Source organism: Pseudomonas jilinensis (assembly GCF_003586265.1).
GTDB classification, from domain to species: Bacteria; Pseudomonadota; Gammaproteobacteria; order Pseudomonadales; family Pseudomonadaceae; genus Halopseudomonas; species Halopseudomonas phragmitis.
This window is the reverse complement of record NZ_QJSA01000008.1, coordinates 118247-137021: the sequence shown is the minus strand read 5'-3', so window position 1 is coordinate 137021 and position 18775 is coordinate 118247. Positions and strand designations below refer to the sequence as shown.

Genomic DNA, 18775 nt, shown 5'->3' with positions numbered 1-18775 from the left:
CATCAGCGCTGACGGCGTGCGGGGCGCACCTCCAGACGGTCGGGCAGAGCCTGAATCGCCAGCCAGTCGAACAGTTGAGTGCGGTAACGACCTGCATTGAACAGTTCGGCCTGGTTGTCGTAATGCCGGTCGAATGGGTTGCCCGACTGCCCCAGCGGATTGATGCCCAGAGTGCCGTTGAGATCGCCCAGATCTATCATTCGCCGGGTTGAGGGGCCAGCCTTGACCCGGTAGCTACTGCCGCCCAGGTCAAAGGCCATGTTGTTGAGCGTTTCGCGGCCGCCGTCGACGATCACCGGGTCGGTATTGAATCGGCTGCCGAACCAGGTTTTGTCCGCCAGCGGATGAATGTGTTGAAGGCTGATCATCCGGTCCCAGGTCCAGTCATTCGGATCAATCCCGAACTGTTCTACCAGCGACTCGAAGGTGCGTGCCCAGGCATGCTCGATTGCAGCCTGACGTCCGTCCAGGGTTGGCTGCAGGCGGTTGTCCCACCAGGGTGAAGCCGGTTTCCAGTACAGGCTGTTCAGGCTTTTTTCGGCCATGTAAGTGTTGCGGAAAAACTCATAGCGGGGGCCCAGTTCGTCAGCGAACAGGGCTTCCATGAGCTTTTCCTGCCAGCGCTGGAAAATGGTGGCGCCCACGCTGCTTCGCTGGAAGTTGCCGTCCCATTCGCCCAGGATCGCCATGGCACGCTCAGCAGGGGCGCGCAGATCAGTGCGCAGCAGGTGTTCATTGAACAGTGGCAGAGCGTCACGGACCATGGCCAGGGCCTGGGGACGCTGCGTGTCGAGCTGCATGGCCTTGAACCTGGCGAGATCGAAAGGCTCGTCGCTGTTCAGCAGTTCGGCCAGACGCTCGGCTCGCTCACTTGGGGCGTAATAACCGGGCAGGATGCGCCGAGGATTGCTGTTGGGGTAGGGGTTGTTGGCGCTGAACAGATAACCCTCGCGCGGGTTGATGACCCGAGGGTTGGCCGAAAACGGCTGATAACCGAGGAAGTCGTCGCGGCCACTGCCGCCATTGAGCAAAGCAAAGCCATTGCTGCTGGCCGGCCAGCGCTTGAGTCGGCCAATCGCCCACATGCCGATATTGCCTTCAACGTCGGCATACACAACATTCAGACCTGGTGACCAGTGCAGTGCTGCGGCCGCCTCGAACTCCTGCATGTTGTTGGCACGGGCAAACCCGTAAAAGGCTTCGGCCGAATCGTTCTCGGGGTCAAGGAAGGTCCAGAACAGGCTGACCGGTTGACGCTCCAGGCTTTCCAGTTCGCCCGGTAGATCGTTGATGATCGGGCCGTGACGCGAGCTGCGCATGCGGACCAGGCGGTCTTCCTGACCACGAATCTTGATAACCTCTTCGTGTACCCGCAAGCGTTGCCAGCGATCGACCGCCCAGACCTGTTCTGGATTGTCGGGGTTGGCTCGTTCACGGTAAAAGTCGATCTCATCGTTCATCAGCATGGTCAGTCCCCAGGCATGCTGACGGGTTTGTCCGAGCAGGGCGAACGGCAGACCCGCGAGGAAGTGTCCGTAAACCTCATGCTCAGGGGTGCGGATATGAGCTTCGTACCATACCGCTGGAACCGAAAACCCGATATGTGGGTCATTGGCCAGCAATGGAGCGCCATTGCGGCTGCGCTCGGCACTGACTGCCCAGGCGTTGCTGCCCATGAACTGGCCAGCAGGGACGCTGCGTTCAACTTCGGCCAACTGCTCCAATAGGGGTGTCAGCAGGCTGGTTTGACTCGGGCTATGGGACTGGGCGCGGGGCGGCAGGTTGTCTGGCCAGCCTGGCACCAGGTCCTGCATGTGACGTGGACCCAGGGTACCGCGAACATGGTCAACCAGCGCATCGGTCTTGAATGCTTCAGCGAAGGAGTAGGCCATATAGCCCATGATGTGGGCGATATCGGCTGTGCTGAAATAATCCGGACGGGTCATCAGCAGGCGGTATTCGACTGGGCGTCCGCCCTGATCGATGTATTGATTGATTCCGTCCTGATAGGCTTTGATCAACTGCACGTGAGGCTTGTCGCTTTGCTCCTGAAGACGTTCGGCATACTGGCGGGCATAGCGGCTGATTCCCAGGGTGCGGAAGAATCGGTCGGTATTGAACGAGTCCTGGCCAAACAGTTCGGATAGCCGGCCGGCACCAATTCGGCGCAACATGTCCATTTGGAACAGTCGATCCTGCGCATGCAGATAACCCAGGGTGCGATAGGCGTCAAGGTCGTTGCTGGCATCGATGTGGGGAACCCCCCAGGCATCGTAAAATACATTGACCGGAGCCTTGAGGCCGGTCAAGTTGAGCTGGCCGCTACGCCGGGCCTCGGCGGTGTGTTGAACCCAGTTCCAGCCGGCGATCAGCACAATCGCCAGCAGAGACAGAGCGGCCAGCAGTTTTATCTTGGTGGATTGACGACCTTTAATCACGATTGACCTTGGTTAGAACGGAACGGTCCGGGCATCATGCTTAGTGGGACTGTCCTCGTCAATCCGGATTCACCGAATGGAGAACTGAACATGGGGTTGCGTGTTGCACTGGTGCTGGGTAGCGGCGGAGCCAGGGGCTATGCCCACATCGGCGTCATCGAAGAACTCGAGCGCCGGGGCTACGAGATTGGCTGTATCGCCGGGTGCTCAATGGGGGCGGTAGTTGGCGGGATTTATGCTGCCGGACGGCTGGACGACTACCGTGACTGGGTCTCAGGGCTGGATTATCTGGACGTTTTGCGCCTGCTGGATATCGGCTTCGGCAATCTGGGCGCAATCCGTGGCGAGCGAGTCTTCGGCCGGATTCGTGAGATGCTGGGTGATCAGCAGATCGAAGATCTGGCAATCCCTTTCACCGCAGTAGCGGCCGACCTGACCAATCAGCAGGAGGTCTGGTTCCAGCAGGGCTGTCTGCACCAGGCCATGCGTGCCTCGGCTGCGATCCCCAGTTTGTTCTCGCCGGTTCGCCAGGGCTCGCGAGTGCTGGTCGATGGTGGCCTGCTCAACCCGTTACCGATCATTCCGGTGGTGTCGGCGCACTGCGATCTGATTATTGCTGTCAACCTCAACTCCACTCACACCAATGGCTACACTCTGCCGGTGATTGAGCGTCCGGCCCCGGTGCGTCAGCAGTGGGAGCAGTGGCTGGAAATGTTCAAGTTTCGCAACTGGTTGGCGCGCAAGGGTGCTGAGCCCTCGCCGGAGGGGGATGCCCTAGCCTATCTGCCAGAGAGTGAGACGGTGGGGCAGCCTGAAGCGCCGCACTCGCGTGAACAGGATCAGGGCAAGCCGCTCGAGGTTGAAGAAAGTGTGGGCCCGGCCAGCATGCTCGAACTGGTGACCCTGTCCTTCGAAGCGATGCAGGCCTCCCTGACCCAGTACAAGATCGCGGGCTACCCCCCTGATCTGGTGATTGATGTACCCAAGCGGCTGTGCCGGTTTTTCGAGTTTTACCGGGCTCCTGAGCTGATTGAGCTGGGCCGTCAGGTGGCCAGCGATACCCTGGATCGGTTCGAGCGCAGCCGGCATTGATGCGCGGCTCGCCGCAGCTGGTAGAATGCCGGTCCCGATCTGCCAATGAGCGAGAGTGAGAGATTAAGGCATGACTCAGACCGTGCGATTGACCGAATACAGCCATGGTGCCGGCTGTGGCTGCAAGATATCTCCCAAGGTGCTGGATGAAATCCTGGCGGTCGGCCAACCCGGTCCCCGTTTCGAGCGGTTGTGGGTGGGCAACGCCAGTCGGGATGATGCAGCAGTTTTCGGTCTGGATGATGAGACCGGCATCGTCAGCACCACCGATTTCTTCATGCCCATCGTTGATGATCCCTATGACTTTGGCCGCATCGCCGCCACCAATGCAATCAGCGATATCTACGCCATGGGCGGCACACCATTGATGGCCATCGCCATTTTGGGCTGGCCGGTCAATGTGCTGGCCCCAGCGATTGCCGGCGAGGTCATCGCCGGGGCCCGTGCCGTTTGCGCCGAGGCAGGCATGCCATTGGCTGGCGGTCACTCGATTGATGCCCCTGAACCGATTTTCGGTCTGGCGGTCACCGGGCAAGTCACCCGCAGTCAGCTCAAGCGTAATGATCAGGCCAAGGCCGGAGCCCGGTTGTACCTGACCAAGCCGCTGGGCATCGGCATTCTTACCACGGCTGAAAAGCAGAAGAAGCTGCGGGCCGAGGATGTTGGCGTTGCCCGTGACCTGATGTGCCGCCTGAACCGGTCTGGTCAGCGTTTCGCCACATTGGAAGGGGTGCAGGCAATGACCGATGTTACCGGTTTCGGTCTGCTTGGCCACCTGGTGGAAATGGCTGAAGGCTCGCAGGTCAAGGCGCGTATCGAGCAGGCCCGGGTGCCGCGGATTAACGGCGTTGATTACTACCTGGAACAGGGCTGCATCCCGGGTGGTACCGGACGCAATTTCGCCAGCTATGGGCACAAAGTGGCAGACATGCCGCAAGCCTGGCGTGACCTGCTGTGCGACCCGCAAACCAGTGGCGGTTTGCTGGTAGCCGTGGCGCCGGAGGCCGAGCAGGCATTCATGGCATTGGCGGCGCAAGAGGGGCTGCAACTGACCGCGATTGGCGAATGCTTGCCCAGTGATGGTGAAGTCTGGGTCGAGGTGGTTTGATGCGTAGCAATACCGAGGATTTCCGTCGGCTGTTCCTTGATCAGGTACCGCTGATGGATGTGCGGGCCCCGGTCGAACATGCCAAGGGCGCTTTTCCCGGTGCAGTCAATCACCCGCTGATGACCGATGCTGAGCGGCAGAAAGTGGGGACCTGTTACAAACAGCAGGGGCAACAGGCGGCCATTGCCCTGGGTCACCAACTGGTTGGCGGCAAAGTCAAGGCGGCCCGGGTCGAGCAGTGGCTGGCCTTCGCCCAGGCCCATCCAGAGGGGTATCTGTTCTGTTTTCGGGGCGGTTTGCGTTCGCAGATAGTCCAGCAATGGCTGGCTGAGGCTGGCGTCGACTATCCGCGGGTGATCGGCGGTTACAAGGCCATGCGCCGGTTTCTGATCGATACCCTGGAGCAGGCTGTCGTTGATTGCCCGCTGCTGCTGGTGGCCGGGCTGACTGGTACGGGTAAGACTGAGGTCATCACTGCCCTGGATAACAGTCTGGATCTGGAAGGGCATGCCCACCACCGGGGCTCGAGTTTTGGTCGTCATGCGACTCCGCAGCCATCGCAGATCGATTTTGAGAATCGTTTGGCGATCGAGATCCTGCACCGCCGCGAGGCGGGTCATCGCAGTCTGGTTCTGGAGGATGAAGGGCGCATCGTTGGTAGTTGCTCGGTGCCGCTGGAGCTCTACCGTGTCATGCAGGATGCTCCGCTGGTATGGCTGGAAGACAGCTTCGACAACCGCGTCCAGCGTATCCTCAAGGATTACGTGGTGGACATGCAGGCTGAGTTTGCACTGCTCCACCCCGATCAGCCCGAACAGGCTTTCCAGGCGCTCTCGGCCCATCTGCTGGGAAGCTTGCAGCGAATTCGCAAGCGCCTGGGCGGTGAGCGCTATCAGCAGCTTGAAAGACTGATGAGTGATGCCTTGGCAATCCAGCAGCGCAGTGGCGACGTATCCGATCACTGTGGCTGGATCGAGACTTTGCTCAATGAATACTACGACCCGATGTATGCCTATCAGCGTAGTGGCAAAGAGGCGCGAGTGGTATTCAGTGGCGAGCAGGTAGCTGTGATTGAGTATCTGCGCGAGCGCGCGAGCCACTGAGTAATCGCTGCCACCTATATACCGTCATGCGAAGGCGGGGGTTCAGGCTGCGATGGATTGCCGCGTTGCTGTGCTCCTGGCAATGACGGGGCAATCCTTTCCGGTTCATCAACAGCCAGTGGGGCCGGTTATTGGTTCTGGGCATGTTTCGTGAACAATTTCGTCAATCTGGTCGGTTTCTGACTTTTTCTCTTTTATGATCTGTCTGGATAGGCCGAAATGTCTTCGGCAGTGTATTGGTCAGGAGTGAGACAGATGGGTAAGCAGTTCGAAGGTAAGGTAGCCCTGGTTACCGGTGGTGCCGCTGGGATCGGTAAGGCAACCGTTGAGGCGTTTGCCGCAGAAGGCGCCAGCGTTGTGGTGTCGGATATCGACGTCCAGGGCGGTGAAGCGCTGGCCCAGGCCATTCGCGCTGCGGGCGCAAAGGCTCTGTTCATTGCCTGCGATGTGCGCAAGGCTGATCAGGTCGAGGCCATGATGGGGCAGATCAAGGCCGAGTTTGGCCGTCTGGATTGTGCGTTCAACAACGCTGGTATCGAGATTGAGAAGGACAAGCTGGCCGACGGCAATGAAGAGGTGTTCGACAGCATCATGGATGTCAACGTCAAGGGCGTCTGGCAGTGCATGCGCTTCGAATTGCCTCTGATGCTGGCCCAGGGCGGCGGAGCTATTGTCAATACCGCTTCGGTAGCTGCGCTGGGTGCGGCGCCGAAGATGAGCATCTACGCCGCCAGCAAGCACGCAGTATTGGGTCTGACCCGTTCGGCAGCGGTGGAATATGCCAAAAAAGGCATTCGCATCAATGCCGTGTGCCCGGCGGTTATCGATACTGATATGTTCCGCCGGGCTGCGGCCCTTGAGCCGCGCAAGGCTGAGTTCGCTGCGGCAATGCATCCGGTCGGACGTTTGGGCAAGGCCGAAGAGATCGCCGCGGCGGTACTCTATCTGTGCTCGGAAGGTGCGGGCTTCACAACCGGGATTGCCTTGCCGGTCGATGGCGGCGCAACCTGTATTTGAACCTACTCATCCCGTCCTTCAAGCATGGTGCGCTTGAGTAGCACGTAGACCGAGCCGGTGCCGCCATGGCGCGGCAGGCAGGAACTAAACGCCAGCACCTGCGGGTGCTGGCGCAGCCAGGTGTTGACGTGGCTCTTGAGGATGGGTTTGCGCCCATCCTTGCGTACCGCTTTACCATGGGTTACCCGCACGCAACGTATTTCCAGGCGGGTGGCTTCGGCAAGAAACTCCCACAACAGGTCGCGGGCTTTTTCCACGGTCATGCCGTGCAGGTCGATCGACCCGTCAAAGGGGATCTGTCCGCCCTTGAGTTTACGCAACTGACTGTCCTGGATACCGTTGCCGGCCCAGGCCAGCTCCTCTTCAGGGTGTACATCGATAACGAACTGGTCGGAGAGGCCATCCACCCGTACCGGTTCCTGTCCGGTCAGTGCCCCCTGGCGACGGGCTTGAAGCCGGTCTTTGTCGATCCGGGGCTTGCCGGTATCGGCCTGATCGACGCGTAGGGGCTTGGCGCCTTTGACTGCGCTGCGAAACAGCTCGAGATCGTCGGTGTCGTTGGAATCGTGGCTCATGGTTCTGGGCTGAACTGGCTGCAAAAACCTGAAGTTTATCAGTAGAAGCCGTGCCTGCGCAGGTTAGAATAGCTGGCAGTCAATAACACTAGATCTGTCCAGACCCCAGGGCCGGCGCGCAGCAGATCATGGACAGGTTCTTAAGAGGCTATTATGAGCGATGTATCCCGTTTGACCCGAATCAAGGACCTGGTGCGCTGGGGCGTCAGCCGTTTCCATCAGGCCGGTCTGTACTTCGGCCACGGTACCGACAACGCCTGGGATGAGGCGCGTCTGCTGGTGTTGCACGCATTGCATCTGCCATGGGAAACCACCGCCGAGTACAGCGACTGCCAGGTGACCGATGAAGAGCGCGAGACTGTTCTGGCCTTGCTGCACCAGCGTATCGATTTGCGCATCCCAGCGGCCTATCTGACCGGGCAGGCGCGCTTTGCCGGGCTCGATTTTCTGGTGGATGAGCGGGTGCTGGTGCCGCGCTCGCCGATTGCCGAGCTGATCGAGCGGCGTTTCTCGCCGTGGCTGGAGCGCGAGCCGCAGCAGATTCTCGATTTGTGCTGTGGCAGCGGCTGCATTGGTATTGCCTGTGCCTATGCCTTCCCCGAAGCCGAGGTGCTGCTGGCCGATCTGTCCGCCGATGCGCTGGCAGTGGCTGAGGCCAACATCGATTTGCACCAGTTGGCTGAACGGGTTGAGGCGCGCTGGTCGGACGGCTTTGATGGGATGCCGGGCGAGCGCTTTGATCTGATTGTCAGCAATCCGCCGTATGTCGATGCTGAAGACATGGCCGACCTGCCGGATGAGTACCACCATGAGCCAGAAATGGGCCTGGCTGCGGGTGACGATGGGCTGGATCTGGTGCGCAGAATGCTGGCCCAGGCGGCGGATCACCTAAGCGAGGATGGTCTGTTGGTGATCGAAGTGGGCAATAGCATGGTACATGTGGCAACGGCCTGGCCTGATGTCGACTTCGAGTGGGTCAACTTCGAGCGTGGTGGTCACGGGGTCTTCGTGCTGACGGCAGAACAGTGTCGCCGCCATCAGGCGCTGTTTTCAGCGTAATACCACCCATAGCAACATCAACGCCTGAAACACGGCAAAGACGATCAGGCAGCCAATCGCGAAGCGGTGACCCAGATCGTTGCGCTTGAAGTGCTCCAGGGTGGCCTGCAGAGTGCTGAGTTCAGCCTGTAGTTTGCGGTTGGCGGTTTCCTGCTCGCGCAATTGGCGCAGTAGCTCACTGACCTGAAGTGGCTGGATCAGCTCGGTATTCCAGCTGCTGATCAGGTCCGAGGCACGGTTGGCCTGGGCTTTTCCCTGGCTCATGGCCTCGTCGGTGTAGTGGATGAAAAAACCGGCGCGCTTGAGCAGTCGCTCGCGGATCAGGCGCAACTCTTCGGTGGCTACATCCGCACTGTGGAGCATGATGGGGGTTACTGCGTAGTCAGGGCAGTTGCGCTGACACCAGTCAATCAGTTGCGCCAGTAAAAAACCGGCCAGGCCGCGTTGAGGTGGGCCCATCTGAATCCCTTCCGGTGGGCCAAAGCGCAGCCGCTGGTGTTTGTGGTCGACCAGCACTTCCAGGGTGTTGAGGTTGCCGCCTGGGGTTTCCCCTTCGATTCTTGCCTGCAGGCGCAGTAGTTCCAGACTGGCAACCTGTTCATGGGTGACCGCAACCTGGGCCAGTACTTCAGTCTGGGCCAGTTGCCGGCCTTTGAAGATCGGGCGTAGCTGAATCCAGTAGAAGTCAGACGGCTTGGCATTGGCGAACGGGTTACGCACCGGCTTTTCTGCCGGTTCTCTGGTGGCTTGCGAAGGGGCCTGTTCTGCACTGCTCATGACGGTTTCCATTGGCTTGTCAGCGAAACTATCGGCCATTGCTCTGGCAACTTGAGTCTTAACTTGGCCAGCCTGTCCAAGCCTGCCACAGCAAACGTACCGCAAGCAGGGTCAATAGGCCATTGAAAATCCAAGCGAAGCGCCGATCATTTAGGTGCCTTAGCAGGTGCAGGCCAAGCCAGGTGCCCAGTGCTCCGGCCGCGATCATCAACAGGATCAGGCCCAGCCAATCGAAAAATACAAACCCGGCGGCGCCGTAGACGACAGCTTTGGGTGCATGTTGCAGACTCATGGCGGCGGCAAAGGTGGCGACGGTGGAGAACCGTTCGCCGGCCTGCTGCTGTTTGACAAAGGCTGCAACCAACGGGCCGGTGGCGCCAACGAACAGGCTGATAAAGGTGGTCAGGGTGGCGGCCACTAAGGTACCAAAGCGACCGGTAGCCACTTTGGGGATCGCCGGGCCCCAGACCAGCAGCAGGATGAAACCGGCAATGCAGAGTTGGATCAGTGCGGCGGGCAGGTCCACCAGAATCAGGCTGGCCAGCCAGGCGCCCAGTATGACGCCGGGCAGGAACCAGACAATGACCTGTAGATTGATATGCCGCAGGGTCATCAGTGCGCGGTTGAGATTGGAGCCGAACTGAACCAGCCCGTGTACCGGAATGATGGCGGTTGGTGGCATCACCAGAGCCATGACCGCCAACATCAGCACGCCGCCGCCAATACCCAGCGAGGCGGTGATGGCCGAGGTGACGGCTGACAGGGCTATCAGCAGCAGGGTTGTGGCTGCTGGCAGGGTGCTGGGCAGTAGCACGTCAAACAGCTCAGGCATGGTGGCTCCGTTAAGGCGGCGGGGTTGCAACATGCTAACGGCGAGGTCTCGGACTGTCACCCGTTGCGGCCTGGCGCTATACTGCGCGCTCATCTGAATCTTTGAATCTGACGTCGGGTACTGCGCATGTCCGGAAATACCATTGGCACTCTGTTCACTGTCACTACTGCCGGCGAGAGTCATGGCCCGGGCTTGATGGCAATTGTCGATGGTTGTCCGCCGGGTCTGGAGCTGTCTGTCGAGGATCTGCAGATCGAGCTGGATCGGCGCAAGCCGGGTACCAGCCGGCACACTACCCAGCGTCAGGAGGCCGATGAGGTCGAGATTCTCAGCGGCGTGTTCGAAGGGCGCACCACCGGCTGCCCGATTGGTCTGTTGATTCGAAATACCGATCAGAAATCCAAGGACTACTCGGCGATCAAGGATCTGTTTCGCCCGGCCCACGCCGACTACACCTACCACCACAAATACGGGCTCCGTGATTACCGTGGCGGTGGCCGCAGTTCCGCCCGGGAAACCGCCATGCGGGTCGCCGCTGGGGCCATTGCCAAGAAGTATCTTGCGAGTCTGGGAATCAGTGTGCGCGGTTACATGAGCCAGCTCGGGCCGATCGAAATTCCGTTCAAGAGCTGGGAAGCCGTGGGCCAGAATGCATTCTTCAGCCCCGACCCGGACAAGGTGCCGGAACTGGAAGCCTACATGGACCAGTTGCGCCGTGATCAGGACTCGGTGGGGGCGCGCATTACCGTCGTGGCCGAGGGTGTGCCGCCGGGGCTTGGCGAGCCGATCTTTGACCGGCTGGATGCCGAGCTGGCCTATGCGCTGATGAGCATCAACGCGGTCAAGGGCGTTGAAGTCGGTGCCGGCTTCGCCTCGGTGGCCCAGCGCGGCACTGAGCACCGTGACGAATTGACCCCGGAGGGCTTTGTCAGCAACAACGCTGGCGGGGTTCTGGGTGGTATTTCCTCGGGGCAGCCGATCATTGCCCATCTGGCGCTCAAGCCGACTTCCAGCATTACCACGCCGGGCCGTTCGATCGATGTTGACGGCAATCCGGTCGAGGTCATTACCAAGGGCCGGCATGATCCCTGTGTAGGTATCCGGGCTACCCCGATCGCCGAGGCGATGATGGCGATTGTGCTGATTGATCATCTGTTGCGCCACCGGGCCCAGAATGCCGGGGTACAGGTGGCCACTCCGGTACTGGGGCAGCTGTAATCACCATGCTGACGGCGCGCAGCCCGGCGCGCCGGCCCGCTCAGTCTCTCAGGGTTTGTTTTGAAGCGAGGGCCGCAGCGATATGAGCGGTGCGCTGCCTTACTGGCGTCTTTCCAACTTTTATCTGTTCTACTTCGCCCTGCTGGGTGGGGTGGCGCCGTTTCTGGCGTTGTACTTCGATCATCTGGGCTTTTCTCCTGCACGTATCGGTGAGTTGGTCGCGATCCCCATGCTGATGCGTTGCCTGGCCCCTAATCTCTGGGGCTGGCTGGGCGACCGCACCGGGCAGCGGCTACTGATTGTACGGCTAGGCGCACTGCTGACTGCACTGAGCTTCTGTCTGATTTTTCTGCGCCAGGACTATTGGTGGCTGGTACTGGTGATGGCTCTGCACAGTTTCTTCTGGCATGCGGTACTGCCGCAGTTCGAAGCCATCACCCTTGGGCATCTGGGTCCGCAGTCGGCGCGCTATAGCCGCATTCGTCTGTGGGGGTCGGTTGGCTTCATTCTGACTGTGGTTGGCCTGGGCTGGCTGTTTGGGCGTTTCAGTCTGGATCTGTATCCGGCCATGCTGTTGTTGATCATGCTTGGAATTATTCTGGCCAGTCTGCTGGTGCCGCCAGCGCCACGGTCGGCTGGACGCGGTGTTGAAGGCAGTAGTGGGTTTTGGCTGCAACTATGGCGGCCTGGAGTGCCAGCGTTCTTTCTCTGTGTCGCCTTGATGCAGCTATCCCATGGGCCTTACTACACCTTTCTGACCTTGCATCTGGAGGCCCTGGGCTACAGTCGGGGGCTGATTGGGTTGATGTGGGCGTTGGGTGTGGTGGCAGAGATCCTGCTGTTCATGGTCATGACCCGTGTGCTGGCGTTATTCAGCCTCAAACAGTTGTTGCTAACGAGCTTCATCCTGGCTGCCATCCGCTGGCTGTTACTGGGTGCGTTGGCTGACAATCTGGCCTGGTTATTGTTGGCTCAACTGCTGCACGCGGCGACCTTCGGCTGTTTTCACGTGGCGGCAATTCACTTTGTGCAGCGCAGCTTTCATGACCGCCAGCAAGGCCAGGGACAGGCGCTTTATGCCACGCTGGCGGGCGTTGGCGGCGCCCTGGGAGCCCTCTACGCCGGTTATAGCTGGAGTTCGCTGGGGCCGCTGTGGACCTTTGTGCTGGCCAGCCTTGCGGCGGCCAGTGCAGCGCTGATTCTGGCTTTACGGCTGGATGCCAGGGTTTGAGTCGTTGCGACTTTAGCCGCCTTTCGGCATCGCCAGCGGGGCCGTATACTGCCCTCAAACCTTGCCGCCAACAGATATTCAGCCGATGACAGTTCTTGTTCTCTACGCCCACGATCAGCTTGCCTGCCCGCAGAAGCTCCTGACCCATGATGAGGATATCCTCGCGGCGTTGGCAGAGCAGGGGATTGGCCTGCAGCGTTTGGCGCCGGTTGAGCTGGCCGAGCAGGGCGACTGGCTGGCGGCGGGGCAGCAGATGCTGCGAGAGCAGCTACCAGGCAGTGATTACAGTGCCGGCGAGCTGCGCAGCTACGAAGGGTTGCCGGCCTATGCCGAAGCGACCAGCCAATCAATCGAACCGGCCTGCCAGCATGCCCGGCCTTTAGGCTGGTTGTTGCTGAGCGGAGCCGGCACGCTGTTTCTGCAGCGGGGGACGCAGATTCTGGCTGTATGTTGTGAAGCCGGCAGCCTGCTGGAGCTACCGGCGGACACGCCGTTGAGCTTCGTGCCCAGGGTCGGGCAGGGCTGTTTGCTGCTATGCCTGGCCAGCACGCCTGACGACTTGCGCGGACAGCCGCTGACGGCTGATCCTTTCGTCGGGCTGGAGCCGCTGGATCTTTAACGAAGCGCTCTTATGCGTCTGGGCTATAGTGTCACAGGGACAATCCCGACAGACGAGCAAGGAGCAGTCCGATGAATATGAATGTCAGCGGCATTTTTGGTTTGATCATCCTGTTGCTGGATATCTGGGCCATCGTCAATATCGTTCAAAGTGGTGCGACTAATGGCGCCAAGGTGCTGTGGATCGCTCTGGTGGTGTTGTTGCCCGTGTTGGGACTGATTATCTGGTTTGTGGCCGGACCGCGAGGAGGGCGCACCTGAGTGGAGCGTGAAGTTGTCAGAGTGGCGTTGGTTACAGGCGCTGCCCGGGGCATTGGTAAAGGGATTGCCACCAGCCTGCTGCGTGCAGGTTGGTCGGTGGTGATTGCGGATATCGATGAACTGGCCGGCCAGGCGGCCGCTGAAGAGTTGGCACGGCTGGGCGTGGTGGAGTTCGTGACGCTGGACGTGAGTGACGAGGCGGCGGTTATTCGCTGTCTGGAGCGGATCGAAGAGGACTTTGGTCAGCTTGACGGCTTGGTCAACAATGCCGGAATTGCCGATCCTGATAGCGGTCCGCTGGAGCAATTGACTCTGGAAGCCTGGAATCGCTGGCTGACAACCAGCCTGACCGGCAGTTTTCTGGTCAGCAAGCATGCGCTCAGGCTGCTGCGAGAAAGCGGTGGAGCTATCGTCAATATCGCCTCGACCCGGGCCTTGCAGTCGGAAGCCAATACTGAGGCCTATGCCGCCAGCAAGGGTGGGCTGGTGGCGCTGACTCATGCCATGGCCGTGAGTCTGGGGCCGGACATTCGGGTCAATGCGGTCAGCCCAGGCTGGATTGATACCAGGCCGCCAGCGTTGCAGGCCAGCGATCCGCTGCGCGCACTGGATCATGAACAGCACTCCGTCGGGCGGGTTGGTCAGCCTGAGGATATAGGGGCGCTGGTGAGTTTTTTGCTGAGCCCGGAAGCAGGATTCATCACCGGGCAGAATCTGGTTGCCGATGGTGGCATGACGCGGCAGATGCTCTACGCCGAGTAGAGCATCCATCACAGCGAGAGTTATTTCTCAACGAAGGCGCGCTCAATCACATAGTGACCCTGGTCGCCGTGCCGGGCCTCCATAAACCCCCAGTCATCGAGAATGGCACAGGTGTCCTTGAGCATGCTTGGGCTGCCGCACAGCATGAAGCGGTCGTGCTCCAGGCTCGGTTTGGGTAGGCCAATATCTTCGAACAGCTTGCCACTGGTCATCAGGTCGGTCAGGCGGCCCTGGTTGTGGAACGGTTCACGCGTCACTGTCGGGTAATAGATCAGCTTGTCCTGAACCTGTTCGCCGAAATACTCATGGCTGGGCAGATGCTGGTTGATCAGGTCCTGATAAGCCAGTTCGCGCACATGGCGGCAGCCATGGGTCAGAATCACCTTGTCATACTGCTCGTAGGTTTCCGGGTCCTGGATAATACTGATGAAGGGCGCCAGGCCAGTGCCGGTGCTAAGCAGATAGAGATTGCGGCCTGGCAGCAGGTGATCGAGCACCAGAGTGCCGGTCGGCTTTCGGCTGATGATGATCTGATCACCCTCACGAATGTTCTGCAGTCGCGAAGTCAGCGGGCCATCCGGCACCTTGATGCTGAAGAACTCAAGGGTGTCTTCGTAGTTGGGGCTGGCGATGCTGTAGGCGCGCATCAGTGGCCGGCCCTCGACCTCAAGGCCGATCATGATGAAATGGCCATTCTTGAAGCGGAACCCGGAGTCACGTGTGGTGCGAAAACTGAACAGGTTATCGGTCCAGTGGTGGACACTGAGTACGCGTTCGGTATTGAAGCCAGCCATGAAATCCCCCTTTACGTTCTTGATTGCCGGCAGTGTAGCGGTTGGTTAATCTATCGGTTAAGCGATTAATTTTTATTTTGATAATCGAGAAAATCGATAATGAGATACACCTTGCGTCAATTGGAAGTGTTCCTGGCCGCAGCTCACCACAACAATCTGACTCGTGCGGCAGAGAGCCTGGCCATGTCGCAATCGGCGGCCAGTAGTGCCTTGCGTGATCTTGAGTCGCAGTTTGATGTGCAGTTGTTCGACCGGGTGGGCAAGCGGCTTCAGCTCAATGAGCTGGGGCAGAGCGTCAGGCCCCGGGCCGAGGCCTTGCTGGAGCAGGCCCGGCAATTGGAACTGACGTTGCAGCGCCATCAGGATATTGGTCATCTAAAGGTAGGTGCGACCCTGAGTATTGGTAATTACCTGGCGGTTGAAATCATGGCCCGCTATATGGGCGAACAGGCGGGAGCGCGGGTTGAGCTGGAAGTGGCCAATACTTCGACGATTGTGCGCAAAGTGGCGAATTTCGAGCTGGATATCGGCCTGATCGAAGGTGAGGTACACCACCCGGAACTGGATATGCTGCCTTGGCGCGATGATGAGCTAGTAGTGTTCTGTGCGCCAGACCATCCTTGGGCCGGCAAGCCCTGGCTGAGCGATGAGCAATTGCTGGCGACTGAGTGGATTGTGCGTGAATCAGGCTCGGGCACCCGTCAGCATTTCGACTGGGCGATGCATGGGTTGCTTCCGGAGTTGAACATCAAGCTTGAGCTACAGCACACCGAAGCGATCAAACGTGCGGTTGAGGCGGGACTGGGAGTCGGTTGTCTGTCAGCGATTACTCTGGTCGATGCGTTCCGGCGCGGGAGCCTGGTGCCGCTACCGGTTCCGCAACGCAATTTTCATCGACGCTTCTACTTTGCCTTGCAGCGCAACAAGTTCCGTAGTGCCGGTATGCAGCGCTGGCTGGAAATGTGCCGCGAGAGTGGTTGAGCAGGTATAAAGGAAACACTGATTAAGCCAGTTTCTGTGTCGGCCCAATTGTCGCTGACCTGTTCTGGACACGCCGTGAACCCATCCCTGGGGGCTTGACGATGCCCATCCGGGGCATCGACAGTCCAGAACAGGTCAGCGCCAACCGGGCTGCCGGGCTTGTGCGTAATTAATCAGTGTTTGTTCTAAAAAAACGGAGCCGCGAGGGCTCCGTTTTATGTTGGCAATCCGCTTACTGGCCGGCCAGCACCAGTTGGCCGTCATGCAGCGGAATCTGGTCACCAGGGTGGTGGTCCATGCGAACACTGCCAACCTGTTCCCCGATCCGGTAGTCAACCTGATAACCGACCACTTTGGCGTGGCTGTCGTAGACGGTTTCACAGCGCCGTTCGGTGGTGGTGTAGGTGTTATTGTTCTGCAGGTGTTCCTGAGTCCGGTTGCCGGCATAGCCGCCGGCTGCCGCGCCAGCGATGGTGGCCAGTTTTTTGCCACTGCCGCCGCCTACCTGATTGCCCAGCACCCCGCCGACAACAGCGCCAGCGACGGTTCCGGTGATTCTGTGTTGATCCTGGACCGGTTTTTGCCGGGTTACGGCTACGTCCTGGCATACCTGGCGAGGAGTGCGTTCGGTTTCCTTGATCTCGGCAACCTTGATGACCTCAGCGTGGGTCGGTGGTTTGCTGCTGGTCAATGCACTGTAGCCGGCAATTGCACCGCCCGCAGTGGCTACCACCGCGCCGATAACGATACCTGACAGCATTGATTTATTCATGGTTCTGGCTCCAAGGCTTGCATGGCCGGCAGTTCATTGGCCGGCGCTTATCATAGGTTGATTGCTCTCGGACACTTCCCTGTTGTCTGTGGCTTGAGACCTTGCAATTGTGCTACTGGTTCCCTTGGGACTACTAATTCTGTGATGTTGGTCGCATCCTTATGCGGGTGTTCAGTTCCAGCATGACTGGCCGCTGCCAGTGCATTTCCAGGCGTGTTTTAAGGGCACGCAGGTCAGCCAGCAGGATTGGCTGTTCGGCGACAAGGTCGCCGCGAATAACGATGACCTCGCCCTGACGAGTGACTTGCGGGCCGATCATGCTCATGCTTTTGCCGTGGATACTGAATGGCTCGCGAGTCAGGTCACGCTCGATTTGCCAGCGGTCCTGCATGTCGCTGAAGGCAATGGTCAGCGGGACTGCAACCGCTGCCAGCAGCGCGGCGGAGATCGCCAGGCCGCGCTTGGCCTTGACCAGCGGGGCGTAACCGAGCACCAGAAAGGTCAGCGCGGCACTCAGGGCGATACCCACCAGGTTGGTCAGGAACAGCAGCATGGCGCCGCTGAACACTTCCCACTGCCACCAGCCGATGCCGATACCGGCTACCGACAGCGGTGGCACCAGTGCTACAGCGATGGCTACACCTGGCAGGCTCTTCATCACACTTTCGCGTGCATGGGCGTAGCCTCCGGCAATACCAGAGGCCACTGCTACGCCCAGGTCGAGCAGGTTGGGGTGCAGGCGTCCAGCCATTTCCGGGGTGATCTTGTCGATTGGGATTAGTAGGGCGATCAGACTGGCGGTTGTCAATGCCAGCAAGACACCAATTCCTATAGTGGCCAGTGACCGCTGCAGCAGCAGGCGGTCGCCGCGCAACAGCCCCATGGCCAGAGAGATGATGGGAGCCATCAGCGGGGCCAGGACCATTGCGCCGATGATCACCGCGGCGCTGGAGAGAAACAGGCCGAGGCTGGCAACAATCACGCTGAGCACCATCAGCGCAATGTAGTGCGAGTGAGCCTGGGCATTGTCGCGCAGCAGCAGGAACAGGTCCTTGAAGTCATCTTCCAGCGCCCGGGTGAACAGTGGCAGGTGGTGCTGGATCATGTTCAGACGGGTTTCATTGAGTGGCAGGTTGTCGACCTTCATGGTGTCCTTGACCTGGGTGCTACCGTTTTGTCCAGCTTGGACGATGGGGCCAGCGTTTAGCCGGACTGCGCCGGGGTAGAGCTGCAGTTCAATACAACTGGCCTCATGCTTGCGCCCGTCGATGAAATAGCTCAGTGGTCGGCTCGACTCAATCTTCAGGTACTGGCTCTTGATGTAGCTCAGTGCCCTGGGCAGGCGCTTGACCCCCGCTTCGCCACGCAAAATTGCGGTGACCAGAAAGCCCAGGTACTCGCTGATGGACTTTGGTGCAATCAGCACGGTGGAAATCTTGCCATCCTGGGCCGACAGGCTGGTGTTGATCAGCCGGGCGGCGGCGCAGTTGATATCGTTCTCTATGGCGACCAGGCCGGTGATTGCAGTTTTGAGGGTGACCTCGCGGCCAGTGGTCAGGGTGACGGCGAAGGGTTTGATATTCAGCAAGTTGCGCAGGCTACTCCAGACCAGGGCCAGGCGGTACAGCAGAAGCTGCCAGAGGGATGAGCGGCGGTTCAGATAAGTCTTGCTGCGCTGATCGAGAAACGGGGTTTCACCGAGCATGAGCATGCCCAGTACCACCTGCTCGTTGCAGCGCATGATGTCCAGCGCGGTGCTGTCTGAGGAAAAGGCCAACTGAAGCGCCTCTTCGGGCTGGGTTGGGATGTTGAACCACTTGTGCAGGCGACTTCTGGGATTGAGCGGAATGACGCCAAGCGAGAAATTCAGGGTTTTGGCCAGATTGACGTGCTCGGTCATGTCTTCATCGTCGGCCAGAATGACGACATGGTCGGTCTGGTCCAGGCAGCGCCCGGGCTGGCTGAAAAACTCTTCGGTGGTGAATTCGAACAGTTCGATGGCCTGTGTCGCCGCATATTCGCGGATCGACTCGAGGCGGTTGGCGTGGGCGTGCGGGTAAACGACCAGAGCTTTGTTGTGGAGCGACACCGGACAATCCTTGCGCGGCTGATGGAATGATTGGAGTGTATGTTGCCG

At 59.6% G+C, this 18775-nt stretch carries 18 protein-coding genes; 11 read left to right on the top strand and 7 right to left on the bottom strand.

The window, feature by feature from the left end; all coding sequences use genetic code 11:
- Positions 1-2: 2 nt before the first annotated feature.
- The gene (locus tag C2846_RS10420) at positions 3-2438 is read right to left on the bottom strand and encodes a penicillin acylase family protein (RefSeq protein ID WP_165443805.1); all 2436 of its coding nucleotides are present in this window, start codon (positions 2436-2438) and stop codon (positions 3-5) included.
- Between the two features lie 90 nt (positions 2439-2528).
- On the opposite strand from C2846_RS10420, the gene C2846_RS10415 reads away from it, so the two are divergent.
- The 4 genes from C2846_RS10415 to C2846_RS10400 all read left to right on the top strand — a co-directional run bounded on the left by C2846_RS10415 (position 2529) and on the right by C2846_RS10400 (position 6758).
- Positions 2529-3530, top strand: coding sequence for a patatin-like phospholipase family protein (locus C2846_RS10415; protein WP_119701395.1), 1002 nt, complete (start codon positions 2529-2531; stop codon positions 3528-3530).
- Positions 3531-3600: 70 nt separating this feature from the next.
- Entirely contained in the window at positions 3601-4638 is a 1038-nt protein-coding gene (gene selD, locus C2846_RS10410) for a selenide, water dikinase SelD (protein WP_080050841.1), read from the top strand.
- Entirely contained in the window at positions 4638-5741 is a 1104-nt protein-coding gene (mnmH, locus tag C2846_RS10405) for a tRNA 2-selenouridine(34) synthase MnmH (RefSeq protein ID WP_119701394.1), read from the top strand. Before selD ends, mnmH begins: the two co-directional genes overlap by 1 nt.
- Positions 5742-5996: 255 nt before the next feature.
- Entirely contained in the window at positions 5997-6758 is a 762-nt protein-coding gene (locus C2846_RS10400) for an SDR family oxidoreductase (protein WP_080050839.1), read from the top strand.
- Positions 6759-6760: 2 nt separating this feature from the next.
- Here C2846_RS10400 and C2846_RS10395 read toward each other — a convergent pair whose 3' ends face one another.
- Entirely contained in the window at positions 6761-7333 is a 573-nt protein-coding gene (locus tag C2846_RS10395) for a Smr/MutS family protein (RefSeq protein ID WP_080050838.1), read from the bottom strand.
- A 153-nt stretch (positions 7334-7486) separates the two neighbouring features.
- On the opposite strand from C2846_RS10395, the gene prmB reads away from it, so the two are divergent.
- Complete coding sequence (gene prmB / locus C2846_RS10390; RefSeq protein WP_080050837.1) at positions 7487-8392, top strand: 50S ribosomal protein L3 N(5)-glutamine methyltransferase; 906 nt, start codon at positions 7487-7489, stop codon at positions 8390-8392.
- Here prmB and C2846_RS10385 read toward each other — a convergent pair.
- Both C2846_RS10385 and C2846_RS10380 read right to left on the bottom strand, forming a co-directional pair.
- Positions 8384-9169 (bottom strand): hypothetical protein, encoded by a 786-nt coding sequence (locus C2846_RS10385; RefSeq protein WP_080050836.1) that lies wholly within the window; start codon positions 9167-9169, stop codon positions 8384-8386. The two genes, prmB and C2846_RS10385, sit on opposite strands and share 9 nt — an antisense overlap.
- Before the next feature lie 58 nt (positions 9170-9227).
- Entirely contained in the window at positions 9228-10001 is a 774-nt protein-coding gene (locus C2846_RS10380; protein ID WP_119701393.1) for a sulfite exporter TauE/SafE family protein, read from the bottom strand.
- Between the two features lie 126 nt (positions 10002-10127).
- Here C2846_RS10380 and aroC point away from each other — a divergent pair, with 126 nt between their 5' ends.
- The 5 genes from aroC (at position 10128) to C2846_RS10355 (ending at position 14091) form a co-directional block, all read left to right on the top strand.
- Complete coding sequence (gene aroC / locus C2846_RS10375; RefSeq protein ID WP_119701392.1) at positions 10128-11219, top strand: chorismate synthase; 1092 nt, start codon at positions 10128-10130, stop codon at positions 11217-11219.
- 82 nt (positions 11220-11301) lie between these two features.
- On the top strand, positions 11302-12450 hold the full coding sequence (locus C2846_RS10370) for an MFS transporter (RefSeq protein WP_119701391.1): 1149 nt from the start codon (positions 11302-11304) through the stop codon (positions 12448-12450).
- 85 nt (positions 12451-12535) lie between these two features.
- Positions 12536-13069 carry a hypothetical protein gene (locus C2846_RS10365; RefSeq protein ID WP_080050832.1) on the top strand — a complete coding sequence of 178 codons (534 nt, stop codon included), beginning with the start codon at positions 12536-12538 and terminating at the stop codon, positions 13067-13069.
- Positions 13070-13140: 71 nt separating this feature from the next.
- The gene (locus tag C2846_RS10360) at positions 13141-13329 is read left to right on the top strand and encodes a PLDc N-terminal domain-containing protein (RefSeq protein WP_080050831.1); all 189 of its coding nucleotides are present in this window, start codon (positions 13141-13143) and stop codon (positions 13327-13329) included.
- Positions 13330-14091 (top strand): SDR family oxidoreductase, encoded by a 762-nt coding sequence (locus C2846_RS10355; protein WP_205890171.1) that lies wholly within the window; start codon positions 13330-13332, stop codon positions 14089-14091.
- A 20-nt stretch (positions 14092-14111) separates the two neighbouring features.
- Here the strand turns inward: C2846_RS10355 and C2846_RS10350 are convergent, their stop codons facing one another.
- Positions 14112-14885 carry a ferredoxin--NADP reductase gene (locus tag C2846_RS10350; RefSeq protein ID WP_080050830.1) on the bottom strand — a complete coding sequence of 258 codons (774 nt, stop codon included), beginning with the start codon at positions 14883-14885 and terminating at the stop codon, positions 14112-14114.
- Positions 14886-14984: 99 nt separating this feature from the next.
- Here C2846_RS10350 and C2846_RS10345 point away from each other — a divergent pair, with 99 nt between their 5' ends.
- Positions 14985-15866: a LysR family transcriptional regulator gene (locus C2846_RS10345; RefSeq protein ID WP_080050829.1), complete on the top strand. Its 882-nt coding sequence runs from the start codon at positions 14985-14987 to the stop codon at positions 15864-15866.
- 232 nt (positions 15867-16098) lie between these two features.
- On the opposite strand, the gene C2846_RS10340 is transcribed toward C2846_RS10345, so the two are convergent.
- Together C2846_RS10340 and C2846_RS10335 are read right to left on the bottom strand one after the other, a co-directional pair.
- Complete coding sequence (locus C2846_RS10340; protein WP_080050828.1) at positions 16099-16638, bottom strand: glycine zipper 2TM domain-containing protein; 540 nt, start codon at positions 16636-16638, stop codon at positions 16099-16101.
- 133 nt (positions 16639-16771) lie between these two features.
- Positions 16772-18727, bottom strand: coding sequence for a DUF389 domain-containing protein (locus tag C2846_RS10335; protein WP_119701390.1), 1956 nt, complete (start codon positions 18725-18727; stop codon positions 16772-16774).
- Positions 18728-18775 lie beyond the last annotated feature (48 nt).